The sequence below is a fragment of the Methylobacterium sp. Leaf118 genome, from assembly GCF_920984675.1.
In the GTDB taxonomy this organism is placed as follows: Bacteria; Pseudomonadota; Alphaproteobacteria; order Rhizobiales; family Beijerinckiaceae; genus Methylobacterium.
Genome location: NZ_CAKLBV010000001.1, coordinates 185,645 through 202,783, shown reverse-complemented (window position 1 = coordinate 202,783; position 17,139 = coordinate 185,645). Strand labels below are relative to the sequence as shown.

Genomic DNA, 17,139 nt, shown 5'->3' with positions numbered 1-17,139 from the left:
AAGGCCCGGGTCCCATCGTTTTCAGGAGATCATCGACCGTGTCCAACACATCGTTTTCGCGCGCGCTCACGGCTGCGCTGCTCGGCCTCGCCCTGACCGCCGCGGCCCGGGCCGACACCAAGGACTACGAGTTCCAACTGGTGAAGGACGAGGCCAAGCAGGGCGAGGCCATCCTCGACGTCCGCCTCGTTGACAAGCGCACGTCCAAGCCTGTGCCGAACGCCGTCATCTTCGCCAAGCGCATCGACATGGCGCCTGACAGCATGGAGGAGATGACCTCCAAGATCGAGCAGCTGCCGTCGCCGGAGCCGGGTCTCTACCGGTTCAAGGTGAAGCTGACGATGGCTGGCAGCTGGCGCCTCTCGCTCGGGGCCAAGGTCCAAGGCGAGACCGGCACCGTCGAGAACAAGCTGGTGTTCAAGGCCACCAAGTGAGCCGGAGAGCATGGCTGGCCGGGACCCTCGCCGCGCTCGCGGCGGGGGTTTTGGGGTATGGCGCGGGGCATGAGGGCAGCCCCGTGCCGGCGCTCGTCCAGCAGGCGCGGACCGGGTTCGTCCACTGGCTGCCGGGTGCCGAGACAAGGTCCGCTGTGCCCGCTCGGGTCCCGACCAAGGCGACCGGTCCCGTGGTCTACTACCGGGACCCGGACGGGAAGCCGGACTACTCCGCCGAGCCCAAGCGCACAGCGGACGGTCGAGACTATCGCGCCGTCCACGCAAGCGAGGACGTGCGCTTCGACGAACCCGACGAGCCCAAGGCGATGCCCGACCCCGGGCACGGCGACATGGCCATGGGTCAGACCACGATGCCGGCGACAGGTGCCCGAAAGGTGCGCTTCTACCGCAACCCGATGGGTTTGCCGGACACCTCGCCGATTCCGAAGAAAGATTCGATGGGGATGGACTACCTTCCCGTCTACTGGGGCGAGGACACCGACGACGGCACCGTGAGGATCTCGCCCGGCAAGCTCCAACGCACCGGGGTCCGGACGGCAATCGTCGAGCGACGGGTCCTGTCGATGCCGGTGCGCGCGCCCGGCGCCATCGAGGAGGACGAGCGCCGGATCTCGGTCATCGCGATGCGTACCGACGCCTTCATCGAGAAGGTCGAGCCCGTCACCACCGGCGACCACGTGCATAAGGGCCAGCCACTCCTCCGCCTGTTCTCGCCGGAGATGAACGCGGCCGCCGCGCAGTACCTTACCGGCATCGGCTACGAGGGCGCCCGCCGGCGCCTGGAGAACCTCGGCATCCCGCCCGAGGTCATCGACGAGATCGAGCGATCCCGGAAGGTGCCTTCCACCATCACGTGGTCGGCGCCCCGCGACGGGGTCGTGGTCGAGCGCAACGTCTCCGACGGCATGCGCGCCAAGTCCGGCGACACCCTCTTCAAGCTCGTCGACCATTCCAGGGTCTGGGTCCTGGCCGACGTGACCGAACGCGACTTGGCGGCCGTGGCGGAGGGCCAGACGGCGACCGTGCGCGCCCGGACGTTCCCGGACCGCGTCTTCACCGGCGCGGTGACCCGGATCTACCCGCACCTCGCCATGGCGACCCGGACCGCCCGCCTGCGGATCGAGTTGCCGAACCCGAACGGCGACCTGCGCCCGGGTATGTTCGCCGACGTGACGATCGCCACCGGCAGCGACAGGCCGGTGGTGGCGGTGCCCGACGACGCGGTCATCGACACCGGCATCAGGCAAGTCGTCCTGCTCGACAGGGGCGAGGGTCGCTTCGAACCGCGACCGGTCAGGCTCGGCACCCGCGGCGACGGCTACGTCGAGATCCGCGACGGCATCGTCGCCGGGGACCGCGTGGTGACCTCGGCCAACTTCCTCATCGACGCCGAGAGCAACCTGAAGGCGGCCCTCCAAGGTCTTTCCGAGCCGAAGCCCGATCCCGGCCCGCAGGCCGCCGTCGAGGGGAAGGCGCCATGATCGCCCGCCTCATCGCCTGGTCGGCGAAGAATCTAGTGCTGGTGCTGATCGGGACCGTCTTCGCGGTGGGAGCCGGGCTCTACGCCCTGAGGACCCTGCCGCTCGACGCGATCCCGGACCTCTCGGACGTCCAGACCATCGTCTACACCGAGTACCCCGGGCAGGCGCCCCAGGTCATCGAGGACCAGGTCACCTACCCGCTGACCACCGCGATGCTGACGGTGCCCCGGTCGAAGGTCGTGCGCGGCTTCTCGTTCTTCGGGGTCTCGTTCGTCTACGTCATCTTCGAGGACGGCACCGACCCGTACTGGGCCCGGAGCCGGGTGCTCGAATACCTGAACACCGTGGCCAGGCGCCTGCCGGCCGGCGTGACCCCGAACCTGGGACCCGACGCGACCGGGGTCGGCTGGGTCTACCAGTACGTGGTGGTCGCCAAGGAACGCACGCTGGCCGAGCTCCGCTCGCTTCAGGACTGGGTCGTCCGCTTCGGGGCGTCGCGTGCCGAGGGCGTGGCCGAGGTCGCGGGCGTCGGCGGCTTCGTGAAGCAGTACAACGTGGTCGTCGATCCCAACCGGTTGCGGGCGCAGGGCATCACCCTGTCCAAGCTCCGGGAGGCCATCCGGGCGAGCAACGCCGACGCCGGCGGCCGTACCGTCGAGCTCTCCGAGTTCGAGTTCGTCGTCCGTGGCCGCGGCTACCTCAAGAGCGTCGCCGACATCGAGAGCATCGTCCTGAGGACGGAGGCGGGCACACCCCTGCGGGTGAAGGACGTGGCTCGGGTAGAGCTCGGTCCCGACGAGCGCCGCGGCATCACCGAGATGAACGGCGACGGCGAGGTCGCCGGCGGGATCGTCCTGCAACGGTTCGGTGCCAACGCCCTGAACGTCATCGAGAACGTGAAGGCCCGGCTTTCCGATGTCGCCGCCAGCCTGCCCAAGGGCACGGAGATCCTGCCGGTCTACGACCGCTCGCACCTCATCGAGGCGGCCATCGAGACCCTCAAGGGCACGCTGATCGAGGAAAGCGTCATCGTCGCCCTCGTCTGCGTCGTGTTCCTGCTTCACGTCCGCAGCGCGCTGGTCGCGATCCTGATGCTGCCGGTCGGCATCCTGATGGCGTTCGCGGGCATGAAGGCCCTCGGGCTCGGGGCCAACATCATGAGCCTGGGCGGCATCGCCATCGCGGTGGGCGCCATGATCGACGCCGCCATCGTGATGATCGAGAACGCCCACAAGCACCTGGAGCGGGCGGACCCCGGCAAGCGCCGGGTCGAGATCCTAATCGAGGCCGCAAGCGAGGTTGGGCCGTCGCTGTTCTTCTCGCTCCTCATCATCACGGTGAGCTTCCTGCCGATCTTCACGCTGGAGAGCCAGGAGGGCCGCCTGTTCGGTCCGCTGGCCTTCACCAAGACCTTCGCGATGGCCGCGGCGGCAGTCCTGTCCCTGACACTCGTCCCGGCGCTGATGGTCCTGTTCGTCCGCGGCCGGATCATCCCCGAGCACCGCAACCCGGTGAACAGGCTCCTGATCTGGATCTACCGCCCTCTCATCGCCGGCGTCCTGCGGGCGCGTGTGCTGACGATCCTGCTGGCCTTGGTCGTCCTGGCGGTGACGGCGTGGCCGGCGAGCCGGCTCGGCTCGGAGTTCATGCCCGACCTCGACGAGGGGACTTTGATGTACATGCCCACCACCCTGCCGGGCATTTCGGTGACCAAGGCCGGCGACCTGCTGGCGACCCAGGACAGGATCATCAAGTCGTTCCCCGAGGTCGCCTCGGTCTACGGCAAGGCCGGACGGGCCAACACCGCGACCGATCCGGCGCCGAGCGAGATGTTCGAGACCATCGTCAACCTGAAGCCGAAGGTGGATTGGCGTCCCGGGGTCACGACGGCGAGCCTGAAGGCCGAGATGGACGCCGCGCTCCAGTTCCCCGGGGTCTCGAACGCCTGGACCCAGCCGATCCGCGCCCGCATCGACATGCTCTCCACCGGCATCCGCACGCCGGTCGGGATCAAGGTGCTCGGGACGGACCTGACCGAGATGGAAAAGGTCGCCCGCCAGGTCGAGGCGGTGGTGAAGGTGGTGCCGGGCACGTCGAGCGCCTACGCCGAGCGCGTCCAGGGCGGCTACTTCCTCGACATCACCCCCAACCGCGAGGCGCTTGGCCGGTACGGGCTGACGGTCGGGGACGTGCAGGACGTGATCGGGATGGCGCTCGGCGGCGAGAGCGTCACCAACACCGTCGAGGGCAGGGAGCGCTACACCGTCAACGTGCGCTACCCCCGGGCCTTTCGGTCCGACCCGCGATCCATCGCCTCCGAGGTCCAGGTGCCGATCCCGGGCGGGGGGACCGTGCCGCTCGGCGAGGTCGCCAAGGTGCAGTTGAACCGCGGCCCGACGCAGATCCGGACGGAGAACGGGCAACTCGCGGTCTTCATTTACGTCGACGTCGCCGGTCGCGACCTCGGGGGCTACGTTGCTGAGGCTAGAGCGGCGGTGACCAACGAGGTCAGGCTTCCCCAGGGTACCCTCGTGCAGTGGAGCGGGCAGGTGGAGTACCTCGACCGGGCGACCGCCCGGCTCAAGATCGTGGTGCCCCTGACGCTGCTGATCGTGTTCCTGCTGCTCTACCTGAACTTCCGTAGGCTGACCGAGACGCTCATCGTCATGCTGTCGTTGCCCTTCGCCCTCGTCGGCGGGGTCTGGCTGATGTGGTGGATGGGCTTCAATCTGTCGGTGGCCGTGGCGGTGGGCTTCATCGCGCTGGCAGGCGTGGCCGCCGAGACCGGGGTGATCATGCTGGTTTACCTCGACCACGCGCTGGCCGAGATCCGGGCCGAGCGCGATAGGGCCGGGCTGACGTTCACCAGGGCCGACCTGCGGCGGGCGATCATGGTCGGCGCGGTCGAGCGGGTGCGCCCGAAGATGATGACGGTGGTGGCGATCATGGCCGGGCTCCTGCCGATCCTGTGGAGCACCGGCTCGGGCTCCGAGGTCATGCAACGGATCGCCGTGCCGATGATCGGCGGCATGGTCTCCTCGACCCTGCTGACCCTCCTGGTGATCCCGGCGGTCTACGGCTTCGTGAAAGGGTGGGGGCTGCCGCGGTCCGAACCGAATACCATCGACCCCGAGGCCCGACTTGTAACGTTATGAACAATCTGACGGATTGAAACCATGCCCTGGGCCGACTCCCGGCCCCTTGCCGACACTCCGAAGGTCCGCTCCCAGGCTGTCGAGGCAGAGGCCAACGACCGGGTTGGGTGGCAAGCAGCTTGGCTGCTTTCAGTCGCAAGACGTTCTAAAGCGGACCAAGGATGAATCACCGTCTCCGGACGGTCGGTCCAACTCATCTCAGGGTCGAATTTTGTTAAAGCCGGATGCCGACTTCATCAGAGGCGATGCCACCGGCGCGAAAGTGCTCTGCCTCGGGAGACAGCGTGATTCACGATTGCAAAGCCCCGGTCACGCGACGTCTCGTGCTGGTCCGGCATGGCCAGAGCGTAGCCAACCGATCCGGCCTGTTCACGGGATTGCTGGACTCGCCCTTGACCGAGCAGGGCCGGATGGAAGCCGAGGCAGCCGGCCGGCGTTTGGCCGAGCGCCGCTGGCGCTTTTCTGTTGCCTTCACCTCGACGCTGACGCGGGCCGTCGTGAGCGGCCGGCTTATCCTCGATGCGCTCGGGCAACCCGGATTAATCCCCCAACGCTTCGCCGCGCTCGACGAGCGAGACTACGGCGACCTCAGCGGGCTCGACAAGACCACCGCCGATGCGCGCTGGGGGGCGGTGCGGATTGAGACCTGGCGCCGCTCCTACGCTGATGCGCCGCCGAATGGTGAGAGCCTGCGCGACACTGTCGCGCGCATCGTGCCCTGCTACCTCCGATCCATCCTACCGGCGGTCATGGGCGGGGACGTGCTGGTCGTCGCCCACGGTAATTGCCTGCGGGCGCTTGTGATGGCGCTCGAAGACCTCAACCCGGCGGAGGTCGAGCACCTCGAACTCGCGACGGGCTCCGTCAGGATCTATGAGTTTGCCGCGGACACGACGATCAAGGCACGCTGGATTGACGGGTGAATGCGCTTGTCGGCCCCCCAGAATGGATCTCCGCAAGCCGCGAAGGGGCCCCTTTTCATCTATTCCGTTGATGGGAAACATCTGATCATTCCGTTGGAGTGAATGAAAGGGACATGGGATTCTCTGGCATCACATCGGAGCCATCCATGTCCATGCCCAGACTTTTCTCCCACCCTCGATCGATGGGCGCCTTGGCCGGCACGAAAGCCATCCTTCCGGGACTGGGCCTCTGCGTGGCGGTCACCGCCGCAGCGGTCGGCTTCGAGGCCGTCGAGGCGCATCTGTTCGGTCGCGCCTGGCTCGAAGCCCTGGTGCTGGCGATCCTGCTCGGCAGCGCGATCCGCACGGCCTGGACCCCGTCGCAACGTTTCTTTCCCGGCATCGCCTTCGGGGCCAAGACCGTACTGGAGATCGCGGTTGTTCTTCTCGGGGCCTCGCTCAGCCTCGCGACGATCTTGGCGGCCGGTCCGGGTCTGCTCTTCGGCATCGCGGGCGTCGTCACGGTGGCGATCCTGTCGAGTTACGGCATCGGTCGGGCGCTCGGGCTGCACCCGCGCATGGCGATCCTCGTCGCCTGCGGTAACTCGATCTGCGGCAACTCGGCCATCGCCGCCACGGCGCCGGTGATTGGTGCCGACGGCGAGGACGTCGCCGCCTCCATCGCCTTCACCGCGGTTCTAGGCGTGCTGGTGGTGCTCGGGCTGCCGCTACTGGTGCCCCTGCTCGGTCTCTCGCCGATGCAGTACGGGGTGCTCGCCGGCCTCACCGTCTACGCTGTTCCGCAGGTTCTCGCCGCCACCGCGCCGGTCGCGGCACTCAGCGTCCAGGTCGGAACCCTGGTGAAGCTCGTCCGGGTGCTGATGCTCGGCCCGGTCGTCCTGGTGCTCTCGCTCGGCGCGAGCCGGCTGGGCGAGAAGACCGACGAGGCCGCCCCCGGCGTCACAGCCGGCGACCGCCCGGCCCGCGCCAGCCTCGCGATCCACCGCCTGGTGCCGTGGTTCATCCTCGCATTCCTCGCGCTCGCGGGACTTCGCTCGGCCGGGCTGATCCCGCAGGTCGCGCTCGCGCCGATGTCGGAGACCGCCAACGTGCTGACCGTGGTCTCGATGGCGGCGCTCGGCCTCGGGGTCGACGTGCGCAGCGTCGCCAAGGCCGGGGCGCGGGTGACGCTGGCGGTAGTCGCCTCGCTCCTCGCGCTCGGCGCCGTCAGCCTCGGCCTGATCCACGTGCTGGGCCTTGTCTGATCCGGGTGTGGATCCGGCTCCACCACCGATCCAGGTTTTCATCCGGCGCGATGCCCCGAAGAAATCCGGATTAAGCGGGAGATTGAAAATTCTCGAATCATCGCACCGGGAGATCGTTCGCATCGCGAAAGACCGTTGGAGGGAATAAATCGCTTTCCGTAGCATCTCCCTTGTCGCGAGGAATCGCCACGAGGCCCGATGCGCTCGAACGCATCGACGCCGACATTCTTCAAGGGGAGAGACCATGCACGGATTGGACAGACCGACGAACCGCCGCCTCGTCCTGGGTGGACTCGGGCTCGGCAGCCTCGGCGCCGCGTTGCCGGCCTGGGCCGCGGGCTCGGTGAAGCTGCCGCTGCCCGGCGGCCCGGACGAGCGGGCGCTGACCACCGCCTTTCCGGGCAAGGGCGAGATGATCCTCCAGCGCACCCATCCGCCGCTGCTGGAGACGCCGTTCTCGGTGTTCGACGCGGGCGTGTTCACCCCCAACGACCGCTTCTACGTGCGCTGGCACTGGGCCTCGATCCCGACCGAGGTCGATGCCGGCACCTTCCGGCTCAAGGTCCACGGCCATGTGGAGAAGGAACTCTCGCTCTCCCTCGATGCCATCGCCGGCCTGCCGCGCTTCGAGATCGCCGCGGTCAACCAGTGCTCGGGCAATTCACGCGGGCTGTTCGAGCCGCGGGTGCCCGGCGCGCAATGGGCCAACGGCTCAATGGGCAACGCCCGCTGGACCGGGGTGCGCCTCAAGGACGTGCTCGAAAAGGCCGGGGTGAAGGCCGGTGCCGTGCAGGTGCGCTTCAACGGCCTCGACGAGCCCGTGGTCGACGACGCGCCGGACTTCAAGAAGTCCCTCGATCTCGACCACGCCAACAATGGTGAGGTGATGATCGCCTACGCGATGAACGGCGAGCAGCTCCCGCTGCTCAACGGTTTCCCGCTCCGGCTCGTGGTGCCGGGCTGGTACTCAACCTACTGGGTCAAGATGCTGTCCGACATCGAGGTGCTGGACAAGCCCGACGAACAATATTGGATGAAGACCGCCTACCGTATTCCCGACGTGCCGGGTGCTAACATCAAGCCCGGGCAGACAGGGTTCAAGACAGTGCCGATTAACAGGATGGTGCCGCGCTCGTTCGTCACCAACCTGACCGACGGCGCCAAGGTGGCGGCCGGAACGCCGGTGGCCATCCGCGGCATCGCGTTCGGCGGCGATTGTGGGGTGAAGGCGGTCGAGTTCTCCGGCGACGGCGGGGCGACGTGGTTCCCGGCGCAACTCGGTGCCGACGAGGGCCCCTACAGCTTCCGCCGCTTCGACGGCAGCCTGCCGGCGCTGGCCGCCGGGACCCACACGGTCAGGGTCCGCTGCACCAATACCAAGGGCGTCGCGCAAGGCATGGACCGGGTCTGGAACGCCAACGGCTTCATGCAGAACGGCATCGAGACCGTGTCCTTCCAGGCCGCTTGAGGAGAACAGCCATGAACACAATTCGCCCTGCGGCCCTCATCGCCGCGCTCATCCTGTCTCCCCTGGTGGCGCTCGCGGCGCCTGCTCCCGAGCCGATGCGCTTCAGTTCGCAATCGATCGAATTTCCGACGTCCGACCGGATCTTTCCGGACGGGCCGGGAGCCGAGGCGGTCAATAACAATTGCCTCGCCTGCCACTCGGCCGGGATGGTGCTGACCCAGCCCAAGCTCACGAAGGCGCAGTGGACCGAGACCGTGAACAAGATGGTCCACGTCTACAAAGCGCCGGTCGATCAGGCCGATGTGCAGACCATCGTCGATTACCTCACGGCGTTGAAGCCCACGCCCTGAACCCTCGAATCCCGAGGCCGCCGTGCTTTTTTCGCCGGCCTCGGGGAATAGACCGCCCTCGCTGGCATCTCCCTAAGGCGATGCACGGCCTGACCGGTCCCGCACGACGCAATCCGATTTCGAACTCGCCCGCACGGCCGGCCCCAGGCCGTCGAACGAGGGCGCATGCCCGAGAGACACGCTTCATGACCCACGTCCGTACCAGCCTCCGCGCCCTCCTCGCCGGAGCTGCCTTGCTCCTCACCCAGAACCAACCTGGATTCGCCGCCGGCTTCGACGGCGCAATCAAGAACAACGCGCTCGCCCTGAACGCCGCCGGCACGGTCGCCGCGGTGTCGAACAGCGAGGAGAGCGCCGTCATCGTCTACGACGTCGCCAAGGGCACGGTGCTCCGCCGCCTCGACGGCTTCGTCACGCCGCGCAACATCGTGTTCGCGCCGGACGGCGCCCGCTTCTACGTCTCCGACAGCGGCACGGGCCGGATCACGGTCTACGAGACCGGCACCGGCAAAGAAGCCGGCGTTCTTGCCGCGGGCCCCGGTGCGTTCGGCACGGTGCTCTCGGCCGACGGGACAAAGCTCTACGTCAACAACGAGGCCGCGAGCACGCTGACCGTGTTCGACACCAAGACCATGCTCGCAGTCGCCGTGATCCCCGGCTTTGCGCAGCCGCGCCAAGGCGTGAAGCTGTCGCCGGACGGCAAGACCGTGTTCGTGACGAACTTCCTCGGCGACAAGATCACGTTGGTCGACACCGCCACCAACAAGATCACCAGCGAGATCGCCGGGTTCGACAAGCTGCGCGCCATCTCGATCACCAAGGACGGCAAGACGCTGTTTGCCGCCAACAGCGGCCGCAACACCGTCAGTGTGGTCGATGTCGCCGCCCGCAAGGTCACGTCAGAAGTCGCGGTGGGCAAGGACCCCTACGGTGCCGCGCTGACCCCGGACGGGCGCTTCGTCTATTCGGGCAACCTCAAGGACAACTCGCTCTCGGTGATCGACACCGACACGCTCAAGGTCGTCGCCACGGTGACCGGGCTGAACGAGCCGCGCCAGGCGATCGCATTCTCCAGTGACAACGCCCACGCGTACGTCCTCAACCGCGACCTCAGCGTGGCCGTGGTCGACCGCGCGAAGAACGCGGTGGTTTCGACGATGAAGCCGTGAAGCGTCGCGCGCCGGGTGCCTTTCGGCGCCCGGCGCGTTCTCGATCTCGACACGTCGCGAACGCAGGACAAAGACCCCATGCTCGGCCTGTTCCAGCGCAAGGACCGCCTCATCGTCCACGGAAAGACGCCCTACAACGCCGAGCCGCCGCTCGATCGCCTGCGGGCCGCCTTCCTGACTGATCAAGCCGACTTCTACGTCCGCAGCCACGGCGACATCCCGGACCTCGACGCCGACGGCTACCGCCTGACCGTCGACGGGATGGTCGCGACGCCCCTCGACCTCTCCCTCGCCGATCTCAAAGAACGCTTCGCGCCCGTCACCGTGACGGCGGTGATGCAATGCGCCGGCAACCGCCGGGCCGACATGCTGGCGGTGGCCCCGGTCTCCGGCGACCCGTGGGCGCCCGGCGCCATCGGTAATGCGGAATGGACCGGCGTGCGGCTCGCCGACGTGCTGCGCGCGGCCGGCATCAAAGCGGATGATGAGCGCCACGTCGCCTTCGAGAGCCACGACCGGATCGCGGACACGGACACGCGCTTCGGCGCCTCGATCCCGCTCGCCAAGGCGCTGGCGCCCGAGACGCTGCTTGCCTTCGCGATGAACGGCGAGCCTCTCGCCCCCGAGCACGGCCATCCGTTACGCGTGGTGGTGCCGGGCTTTGCCGGCATCCGCAGCCCGAAATGGCTCGCCCGGATCACGGTGCAGGACCGGCCCTCCGACAACCCGATGCAGGCCGACGACTACAAGCTGTTTCCGCCCGACGTGACGGCCGAGACCGCCGACCCGGCCCACGGCATCACCATCGAGGCGATGCCGTTGAACAGCGCGATCTGCGAGCCCGCCCGCGGCGCTGCGTTGAAGGCCGGCCGGCACGCGATCCGCGGCTACGCCATCGCCAGCGACCGCGCGGTCGCCCGCGTCGACGTCTCGACGGATGGCGGCCGCAGCTGGGCGCAAGCCCGGATCGAGCGCGATGCCGACGCGCCCTACGCCTGGACGTTCTGGGAGATCGAGCGCGAACTGACCGCGGGCGAGCACGAGCTCGCGGTGCGGGCCTGGGATTCCGCCGGCCAGACCCAGCCGGCCGCCCCCGACGACACCTGGAACTACAAGGGTTACCTCAGCGCCGCCTGGCACCGGGTGCGAGTGACGGTGGCCTGACCCTCACGCCCAGAGCAGGGCGGTGGCCGCGAGGCCGGAGATCGCGATGAGCAGGGCCGCAATCCCGACGGTGAGGAGGCGCGGCATCATCGGGATCTCGGAATGGGCGAGCCGTGCCCGGATCGCCCGGTCCCGCCACACGGCGCCGGCGAATGAGGCGAGCGCGCAGCCGATCAGCGTCAGCGACAATACCTTCAGCGGCCAGACCGCGAGCACCTCCCGCAGGAAGCGCTGCGCGGCGAGGCCGACGCCTAGGAACGCGAGCCCGGTGCGAAGCCACGCCACGAAGGTGCGTTCGGCCGCTAGAACCGTCCGATCCTCGGCGAGTCTCACCCGGGGATCGTCGGGGGGCACGGGTTTCGCGAGCTCGCTCATCCGGCATTCGCTGTCGCGATCAGGTCGAGAAGCGCGTCGGCGGCCCGGCTGCGGTAGCGCTCCTTGTGGCGCAGCACCCGGAACGGCCGGCTCGGTAAGTCGAACGCCGCCCGGACCAGGGTCCCGGCCCGAAGCGCGGCGGCGACCACGGTCTCGGACAGGACGGCGGCCCCGCCCCCGGCCTCGACGGCGGCGCGGACCGCCTCGTTAGAGGGCAGTTCGAGCGTGACCCGAAGCTGGGCGGCTGCGAGGCCGGCCGCACCCAGGGCCGCCTCGAAGGCCGAGCGGGTTCCCGATCCCGCCTCGCGCAGCACCCAATCGACCCCGGCGAGGTTTTCGGGTTCGAGGTGGGTCGCCTCGGCGAAGGCATGGCCAGGGGCGACCACGAGGACCAGTTGGTCCTGCGCGATGGTCGTGCTCGCGAGCGTCGGGTCGTCCAGCGCCCCCTCGACAAAGCCGAGTTCGGCCTGCCCCGCGCGCACCGCGTCGGCGGCGTCGGTGGTGTTGCCCACCGCCAACCGGATGGCGATCTCAGGGTAGGCCCGGCGGAAGGCGACGAGGTGGCGCGGCAGCCAGTCGCTGGCGATGGTCTGGCTGGCATAGAGGGCCAGCGTCCCGCGTCGCATGCCACTGAGGTCGGCGAGCACCAGTTCGGCGGCCTCGGCCCGGGCGAGTACGGCGCGGGCCTCGACGAGGAACACGCGTCCCGCCTCGGTCAGCTCGATCCCGCGGCCGACCCGGTGAAACAGCTTGGTGGCGTGCCGCCCCTCGATGTTGGCGATCGCCGTGCTGACTGCCGACTGGACGAGGTTCAGCGCCTCTGCAGCCCGGGTCACGTGCTGCCGCTCCGCCACGGCCACGAAGATGCGGAGTTGGTCGAGGGTCATGGTTGCCGCGGCGGAACCGGCAATCCACGGACCTGCGCGTCAACCGCCTGCGCGACGGTCAACAGCCGCGCCTCGTCGGTGCGACCCGTCACGACGTAGGACATGCCGCCATCGACCCAGGAGAAGGCAGCGACATCGCCCTCGCGGGCGAAGCGGAACACCGTGCGGCCATCCGCATCGCCCACGCGGCTGTAGAGCGTCAGCCGGGTGCCGTGATCGTCATCGTACATCAGCATCGCGGCGGATTCGGAACCCGCCGGCAGCAGCCGGCCGCCCATCAGGCGGAAGCCGTAGGCCGTGAGGTCGGGGGTGGTCACCGCCCGGCCGAGGCGCTTCGAGAGCCACGTCACGAGGTGCGGCTTCTCGTCGGCGCGCACCTCCACCGGATGCACCGCCTCGACCACGTAGGTGCGGAAGGCCGCCACTGCGTCGTCGGTCGCCGGCTCGGTTCGCGCGAGCGTGACCGTGGGTACCTGCCGCACGGCATGGCCGAACCAGCCGGCGGCACCGCCGACCGCGAGGCAGAGCACGGCCGCAGCCGCGACCGGAAGCCAGCGCCCGGTTATCGGGCGATGTCGCGAGCGGATATTGGCGACCCTGAGCCGCGCCGGGATCGCCTCCTCGGCGATCGGCGCGAGGCGGGCACGCAAGCGCTCGCGCAAGGCGCGATCCGCCGAGACCTCGGCCGCCCGCGCGGGATTTCCCCTGAGCCATGCCTCGACCAGCGCCTGCCGCTCCGGTTCCAGACGACCGTCGATCAGGCCGTGCAGGTCGTCCTCGCCGACCGGGCGCGGATCCCCGCTCATTTTACCCTCCTCAACAAGCCGGTTCGGCCGGTTTCCAGAAAACTTCGCATCCGCTCCCGGGCTCGGCTTAACCGCGACATCACCGTGCCGAGCGGTACTCCGAGCACCTGGGCCGCTTCCGCATAAGACAGATCCTCAACCGCGACGAGCAGCAGCACCGAGCGCTGCTCCTCGGGCAGCGCATCGAGCCCGGTGAGCACGTCACGGGCTCCCATAGCGGTCTCGGGGTCGGCACCCGGATCAGGCACCTGCTCCAAAGCCTCCGCGCCGAGATCGACGCCGCGCCGGCCCCGGCGTCGAACAGTGCCGAGGAACAGGTTGCGCTCGATCGTGAACAGCCAGGCCCGCAGGTCGCCGTCGCGGCGGCGTCCGGACCAGCCGGACAACGCCCGCTCCAAAGTGTCCTGGACGAGGTCGTCCGCCGCTTCGCGGTCCCGTAACAGCGCGACGGCGTAGCGCCGCAACGCTGGGATCTGCGGTTCGATGAGGGCAGCGATCTCGTCCACGAGGCTTTACCGATCAGGGCTTGGCGATGTGCCATGCACCGTTGAGGAATCCGTCGCCGGTGATGTCGCCGGGCTTCGTATCCTTGGCGAAGGTGTAGAGCGGCTTGCCCTTATAGGCCCACTGCATCGTGCCGTCGTCCCGCGTCACCATCGTCCAGTCGCCACTAGCAGCCGAGCCGGGCGCCGCCATCAGGGCGGGCCAGTTGGCGGCGCAGGGGCCGTTGCACATCGACTTGCCGCCCATGTCCTTGTCGAAGGTGTAGAGGGTCATGCTCTTGGCATCGACGAGCGCCGGCCCCTTGGCAGTCTCGGCCGTCATCGCAGGCGCAGCGGCCTGGGCGGCGACGGCGGAGAAGGCGAAGGCCGCAAAGGCGGCGCGGATCAGCATGGTGCGCATGAGTGAGGTCTCCGGCGGTCGACCATGACCGCATTGGGAGAGATGCCGAACGGGCGCGTCTATTCCACTGACATTTGGAAAAGATCGATCACATCGGCAGGGCCGCGAATTCGTCCCCGGCCAGGGAATAAAACCGTTTCCCCGGCATCTCTCCCCTCGACAACGAACAGGGAGGACGGCTCATGCGCGGAGCATTGGGATTTGCGCTCACGGCCGCCGTGATGGCCGGCGGCCTCGTCGGCGGCCGGATGATGATGCCCCCGACGCTGGCCGCTGCCGAGCCGCCGGCCGTCGTCTCCGCGTCCTTCGACGCGGTGATGGCGCAGTCGATGACGCGGATGCATGCCGACATGATGGTCCCGCCCTCGGGCGATCCGGACCGCGACTTCGCCGCGATGATGATCCCGCACCACGAGGGCGCGATCGCGATGGCCCAGGCGGAGCTGCTCTACGGCAAGGATCCGGTCCTGCGCCGCCTCGCGCAGGGGATCATCGTCGAACAGGGCCAGGAGATCGCGGTGATGCGCCGGGCGCTCGCCGATCTCCCTCCCGCGCCGGATTCGTCCGCCGCAGCCGCCCACCTTCACCACCATGGCACGGCCCCTGCCGCCGAGATGCCTTCGGAGATCTGCCGATGAAGACCGCCCTCACCCTCCTCGCGCTCGCGCTGCTCTCCGGCTCGGCTCTCGCCGGGCAGGCCCCGGGCGCAGCCTCCGCACCGGACGTGCCGGTCAGCGGCAGGGACCGGTTCTACACCTCGGACCAGTTCTCCAACACGGTCTCGGTGGTCGATCCCGCCGCCAACGTCCTGCTCGGCGTGATCCGGCTCGGCGACCCGACGCCGATGAACCTGAGCCCGCTCTATCGCGGCCAGCTCCTCGTCCACGGCATGGGCTTCTCGCCCGACCACAGGACGCTGCTCGCGGTCTCGATCGGTTCGAACTCCGTGAGCTTCATCGACACGGCGACCAACACGGTCCGCCACACGGCCTATGTCGGCCGCGCGCCGCACGAGGCCTTCTTCACGCCGGACGGCCGGGAGGCCTGGGTGAGCGTGCGCGGCGAGGACTACATCGCCGTACTCGATGCCGCGACCGCCAAGGAGACGCGCCGGATCACCGTGCCGAACGGGCCCGGCATGACGATCTTCTCGCCGGACGGCGCCTACGGCTATGTCTGCTCCAGCTTCAGCCCCGAGACGGTGGTGATCGACACGAAGACCCACACCATCGTCGGGCGCGTGAAGCAGGAGAGCCCGTTCTGCCCCGACATCGCCGCGACACCGGACGGCAAGCAGGTGTGGTTGACCCTCAAGGATGTCGGCCGGACCCAGGTGTTCTCTGCGACGCCGCCCTTCGCGCCGCTGAAGACCATCGAGACCGGGCCGATCACCAACCACGTCAACATCGTCTCGACCAAGGCCGGCCAGTTCGCCTACGTGACGATCGGCGGCCTGAACCAGGTCAAGGTGTTCCGCACCGACGACTTCACCCAGGTCGCCACCATCCCGACCGGCGCCCTGCCGCACGGGCTCTGGCCCTCGGGCGACGGCAGCCGCGTCTATGTCGGCCTAGAGAACGCCGACAAGGCGGCGGTGATCGACACCGCATCGAACACCGTGATCGCCGAGGTTCCGATCGGCCAGGGGCCGCAGGGCGTGGCCTACGTCCCGAACGCCGTGCCGGAGGGGGACGGAAAGCAGAACCTCCAGCCGCTGGGCGCAGCCGGCAAGACCAGCGCGCTGACGCTCGCAGGCACCGATGGCAAGCCGGCGACGCAGGTGACCCTGTTCGACCAGGGCGTGCTGCAGACCCTGCAGGCCGCGGTCACGGGACTGGCGCCGAAGACGCCGTTCGTCCTGGCGCTCGCCGCCGATCCGAAGGGGGCCGCCGGCCTGGAGCCGCTCGCCGCCTTCATGACCAACCCGGCCGGCGCGGCCATCGTCAACGCCATCGGCCCGATCCGCCAGATCACCCGCACGGATGCCGGCGCGAGCCGGCGCTACCTCGTGGTGGTCTCGGGCAAGCCCGGTGAACTCGGCGGCGTCGTCCAGATGCAGACTGTGGATTGAACGGGCGGCCTCACGAGCGCGGGAAGCGGGAATCCGAGAGCATGCGTTCGCAGCGCGCGTCCGACTGCAACGTCTGCTTTCGAGGCCGCCGTTAGATTGCTCCTATGACCTAGTTGGGTCGGATACGGCACGTCCGCTCCAGCGCGAAAAGCCAAGGTCCGCTCCCCCTTCATCCCGGACGTTTGTGGCGGTACACAGCGTCAGATTTTCAACACTAGCGCTGCAAAGCGGGATGACGCTGGTCAACCTGTTACGCCCTCTTCGCCTGATAAAAGTTGAGTTTTGGAAGTACGGACCGCGCTTGGACTGCGAGGGCTCCTGTGTCAGGTCCCCGCCATCACGTCGCGACACCTGAGCCCGGGTGTCGTCGGATACGATAAGGGGCCCCGAAGGGCCCCTGCAGATCACATGCGATGGTGGCGATGGCCATGCCCGTGGCGCATCATGTGGCCACGGTGGTGATGATGGTGCCGCAGCATGTGCCCACGATGATGGTGATGGCGCATGCCATGGCCGCGATGACCGTGCATACCGTCCATCCGGACCTCAGTCACGGCGGTCGGGGCATCGACGGCGCCGATCATGCCGGGGGCGGCCGAGGCGGGGGCGACCGCAGCCGCACCCAGGGTTGCCAGGATGGCGGCGGCGAAAAGGGACTTTCTCATGGGCTTCCTCACGTCGTTGTCGG

17 protein-coding genes are annotated in these 17,139 nt (G+C 68.5%); 11 read left to right on the top strand and 6 right to left on the bottom strand.

Going from position 1 to position 17,139, the window contains the following annotated elements; translation table 11 throughout:
- Nucleotides 1–38 precede the first annotated feature (38 nt).
- The 9 genes from LW587_RS00955 to LW587_RS00915 all read left to right on the top strand — a co-directional run bounded on the left by LW587_RS00955 (nucleotide 39) and on the right by LW587_RS00915 (nucleotide 11,409).
- On the top strand, nucleotides 39–434 hold the full coding sequence (locus LW587_RS00955) for a FixH family protein (protein WP_056097005.1): 396 nt from the start codon (nucleotides 39–41) through the stop codon (nucleotides 432–434).
- Entirely contained in the window at nucleotides 431–1,936 is a 1,506-nt protein-coding gene (locus LW587_RS00950) for an efflux RND transporter periplasmic adaptor subunit (RefSeq protein ID WP_056097001.1), read from the top strand. The genes LW587_RS00955 and LW587_RS00950 overlap by 4 nt, the downstream gene beginning before the upstream one ends.
- Entirely contained in the window at nucleotides 1,933–5,091 is a 3,159-nt protein-coding gene (locus LW587_RS00945; RefSeq protein WP_056096999.1) for an efflux RND transporter permease subunit, read from the top strand. The genes LW587_RS00950 and LW587_RS00945 overlap by 4 nt, the downstream gene beginning before the upstream one ends.
- A 284-nt stretch (nucleotides 5,092–5,375) precedes the next feature.
- Nucleotides 5,376–6,014, top strand: coding sequence for a 2,3-bisphosphoglycerate-dependent phosphoglycerate mutase (locus tag LW587_RS00940; protein ID WP_055958948.1), 639 nt, complete (start codon nucleotides 5,376–5,378; stop codon nucleotides 6,012–6,014).
- A gap of 182 nt (nucleotides 6,015–6,196) precedes the next feature.
- Entirely contained in the window at nucleotides 6,197–7,258 is a 1,062-nt protein-coding gene (locus LW587_RS00935; protein ID WP_055958946.1) for a YeiH family protein, read from the top strand.
- Between the two features lie 244 nt (nucleotides 7,259–7,502).
- The gene (locus LW587_RS00930) at nucleotides 7,503–8,726 is read left to right on the top strand and encodes a molybdopterin-dependent oxidoreductase (RefSeq protein ID WP_055958942.1); all 1,224 of its coding nucleotides are present in this window, start codon (nucleotides 7,503–7,505) and stop codon (nucleotides 8,724–8,726) included.
- 11 nt (nucleotides 8,727–8,737) lie between these two features.
- Nucleotides 8,738–9,076, top strand: coding sequence for a c-type cytochrome (locus tag LW587_RS00925; RefSeq protein WP_055958939.1), 339 nt, complete (start codon nucleotides 8,738–8,740; stop codon nucleotides 9,074–9,076).
- Nucleotides 9,077–9,261: 185 nt separating this feature from the next.
- Nucleotides 9,262–10,245, top strand: a complete 984-nt coding sequence (locus tag LW587_RS00920; RefSeq protein WP_055958936.1) for a beta-propeller fold lactonase family protein — start codon at nucleotides 9,262–9,264, stop codon at nucleotides 10,243–10,245.
- Nucleotides 10,246–10,323: 78 nt separating this feature from the next.
- Complete coding sequence (locus LW587_RS00915; protein WP_056096995.1) at nucleotides 10,324–11,409, top strand: molybdopterin-dependent oxidoreductase; 1,086 nt, start codon at nucleotides 10,324–10,326, stop codon at nucleotides 11,407–11,409.
- A 3-nt stretch (nucleotides 11,410–11,412) separates the two neighbouring features.
- Here LW587_RS00915 and LW587_RS00910 read toward each other — a convergent pair whose 3' ends face one another.
- From LW587_RS00910 to LW587_RS00890, 5 genes are read right to left on the bottom strand one after another with little or no spacing between them, the layout of a single operon-like run.
- Nucleotides 11,413–11,784, bottom strand: a complete 372-nt coding sequence (locus tag LW587_RS00910) for a YidH family protein (protein WP_055958930.1) — start codon at nucleotides 11,782–11,784, stop codon at nucleotides 11,413–11,415.
- A complete protein-coding gene (locus tag LW587_RS00905) occupies nucleotides 11,781–12,671 on the bottom strand; it encodes a LysR family transcriptional regulator (protein WP_055958927.1) in 891 nt (296 codons plus the stop codon). Before LW587_RS00905 ends, LW587_RS00910 begins: the two co-directional genes overlap by 4 nt.
- Complete coding sequence (locus LW587_RS00900) at nucleotides 12,668–13,477, bottom strand: anti-sigma factor family protein (protein WP_055958925.1); 810 nt, start codon at nucleotides 13,475–13,477, stop codon at nucleotides 12,668–12,670. Before LW587_RS00900 ends, LW587_RS00905 begins: the two co-directional genes overlap by 4 nt.
- Nucleotides 13,474–13,983 carry an RNA polymerase sigma factor gene (locus LW587_RS00895; RefSeq protein WP_055958922.1) on the bottom strand — a complete coding sequence of 170 codons (510 nt, stop codon included), beginning with the start codon at nucleotides 13,981–13,983 and terminating at the stop codon, nucleotides 13,474–13,476. Before LW587_RS00895 ends, LW587_RS00900 begins: the two co-directional genes overlap by 4 nt.
- Nucleotides 13,984–13,996: 13 nt before the next feature.
- Nucleotides 13,997–14,380 carry a COG4315 family predicted lipoprotein gene (locus LW587_RS00890; protein ID WP_055958920.1) on the bottom strand — a complete coding sequence of 128 codons (384 nt, stop codon included), beginning with the start codon at nucleotides 14,378–14,380 and terminating at the stop codon, nucleotides 13,997–13,999.
- 182 nt (nucleotides 14,381–14,562) lie between these two features.
- On the opposite strand from LW587_RS00890, the gene copM reads away from it, so the two are divergent.
- Both copM and LW587_RS00880 read left to right on the top strand, forming a co-directional pair.
- Entirely contained in the window at nucleotides 14,563–15,018 is a 456-nt protein-coding gene (gene copM / locus LW587_RS00885) for a CopM family metallochaperone (protein WP_055958917.1), read from the top strand.
- Nucleotides 15,015–16,451 (top strand): YncE family protein, encoded by a 1,437-nt coding sequence (locus LW587_RS00880; RefSeq protein ID WP_055958914.1) that lies wholly within the window; start codon nucleotides 15,015–15,017, stop codon nucleotides 16,449–16,451. Before copM ends, LW587_RS00880 begins: the two co-directional genes overlap by 4 nt.
- Nucleotides 16,452–16,855: 404 nt before the next feature.
- On the opposite strand, the gene LW587_RS00875 is transcribed toward LW587_RS00880, so the two are convergent.
- A complete protein-coding gene (locus LW587_RS00875; protein ID WP_056096991.1) occupies nucleotides 16,856–17,116 on the bottom strand; it encodes a hypothetical protein in 261 nt (86 codons plus the stop codon).
- Between the last annotated feature and the right edge of the window lie 23 nt (nucleotides 17,117–17,139).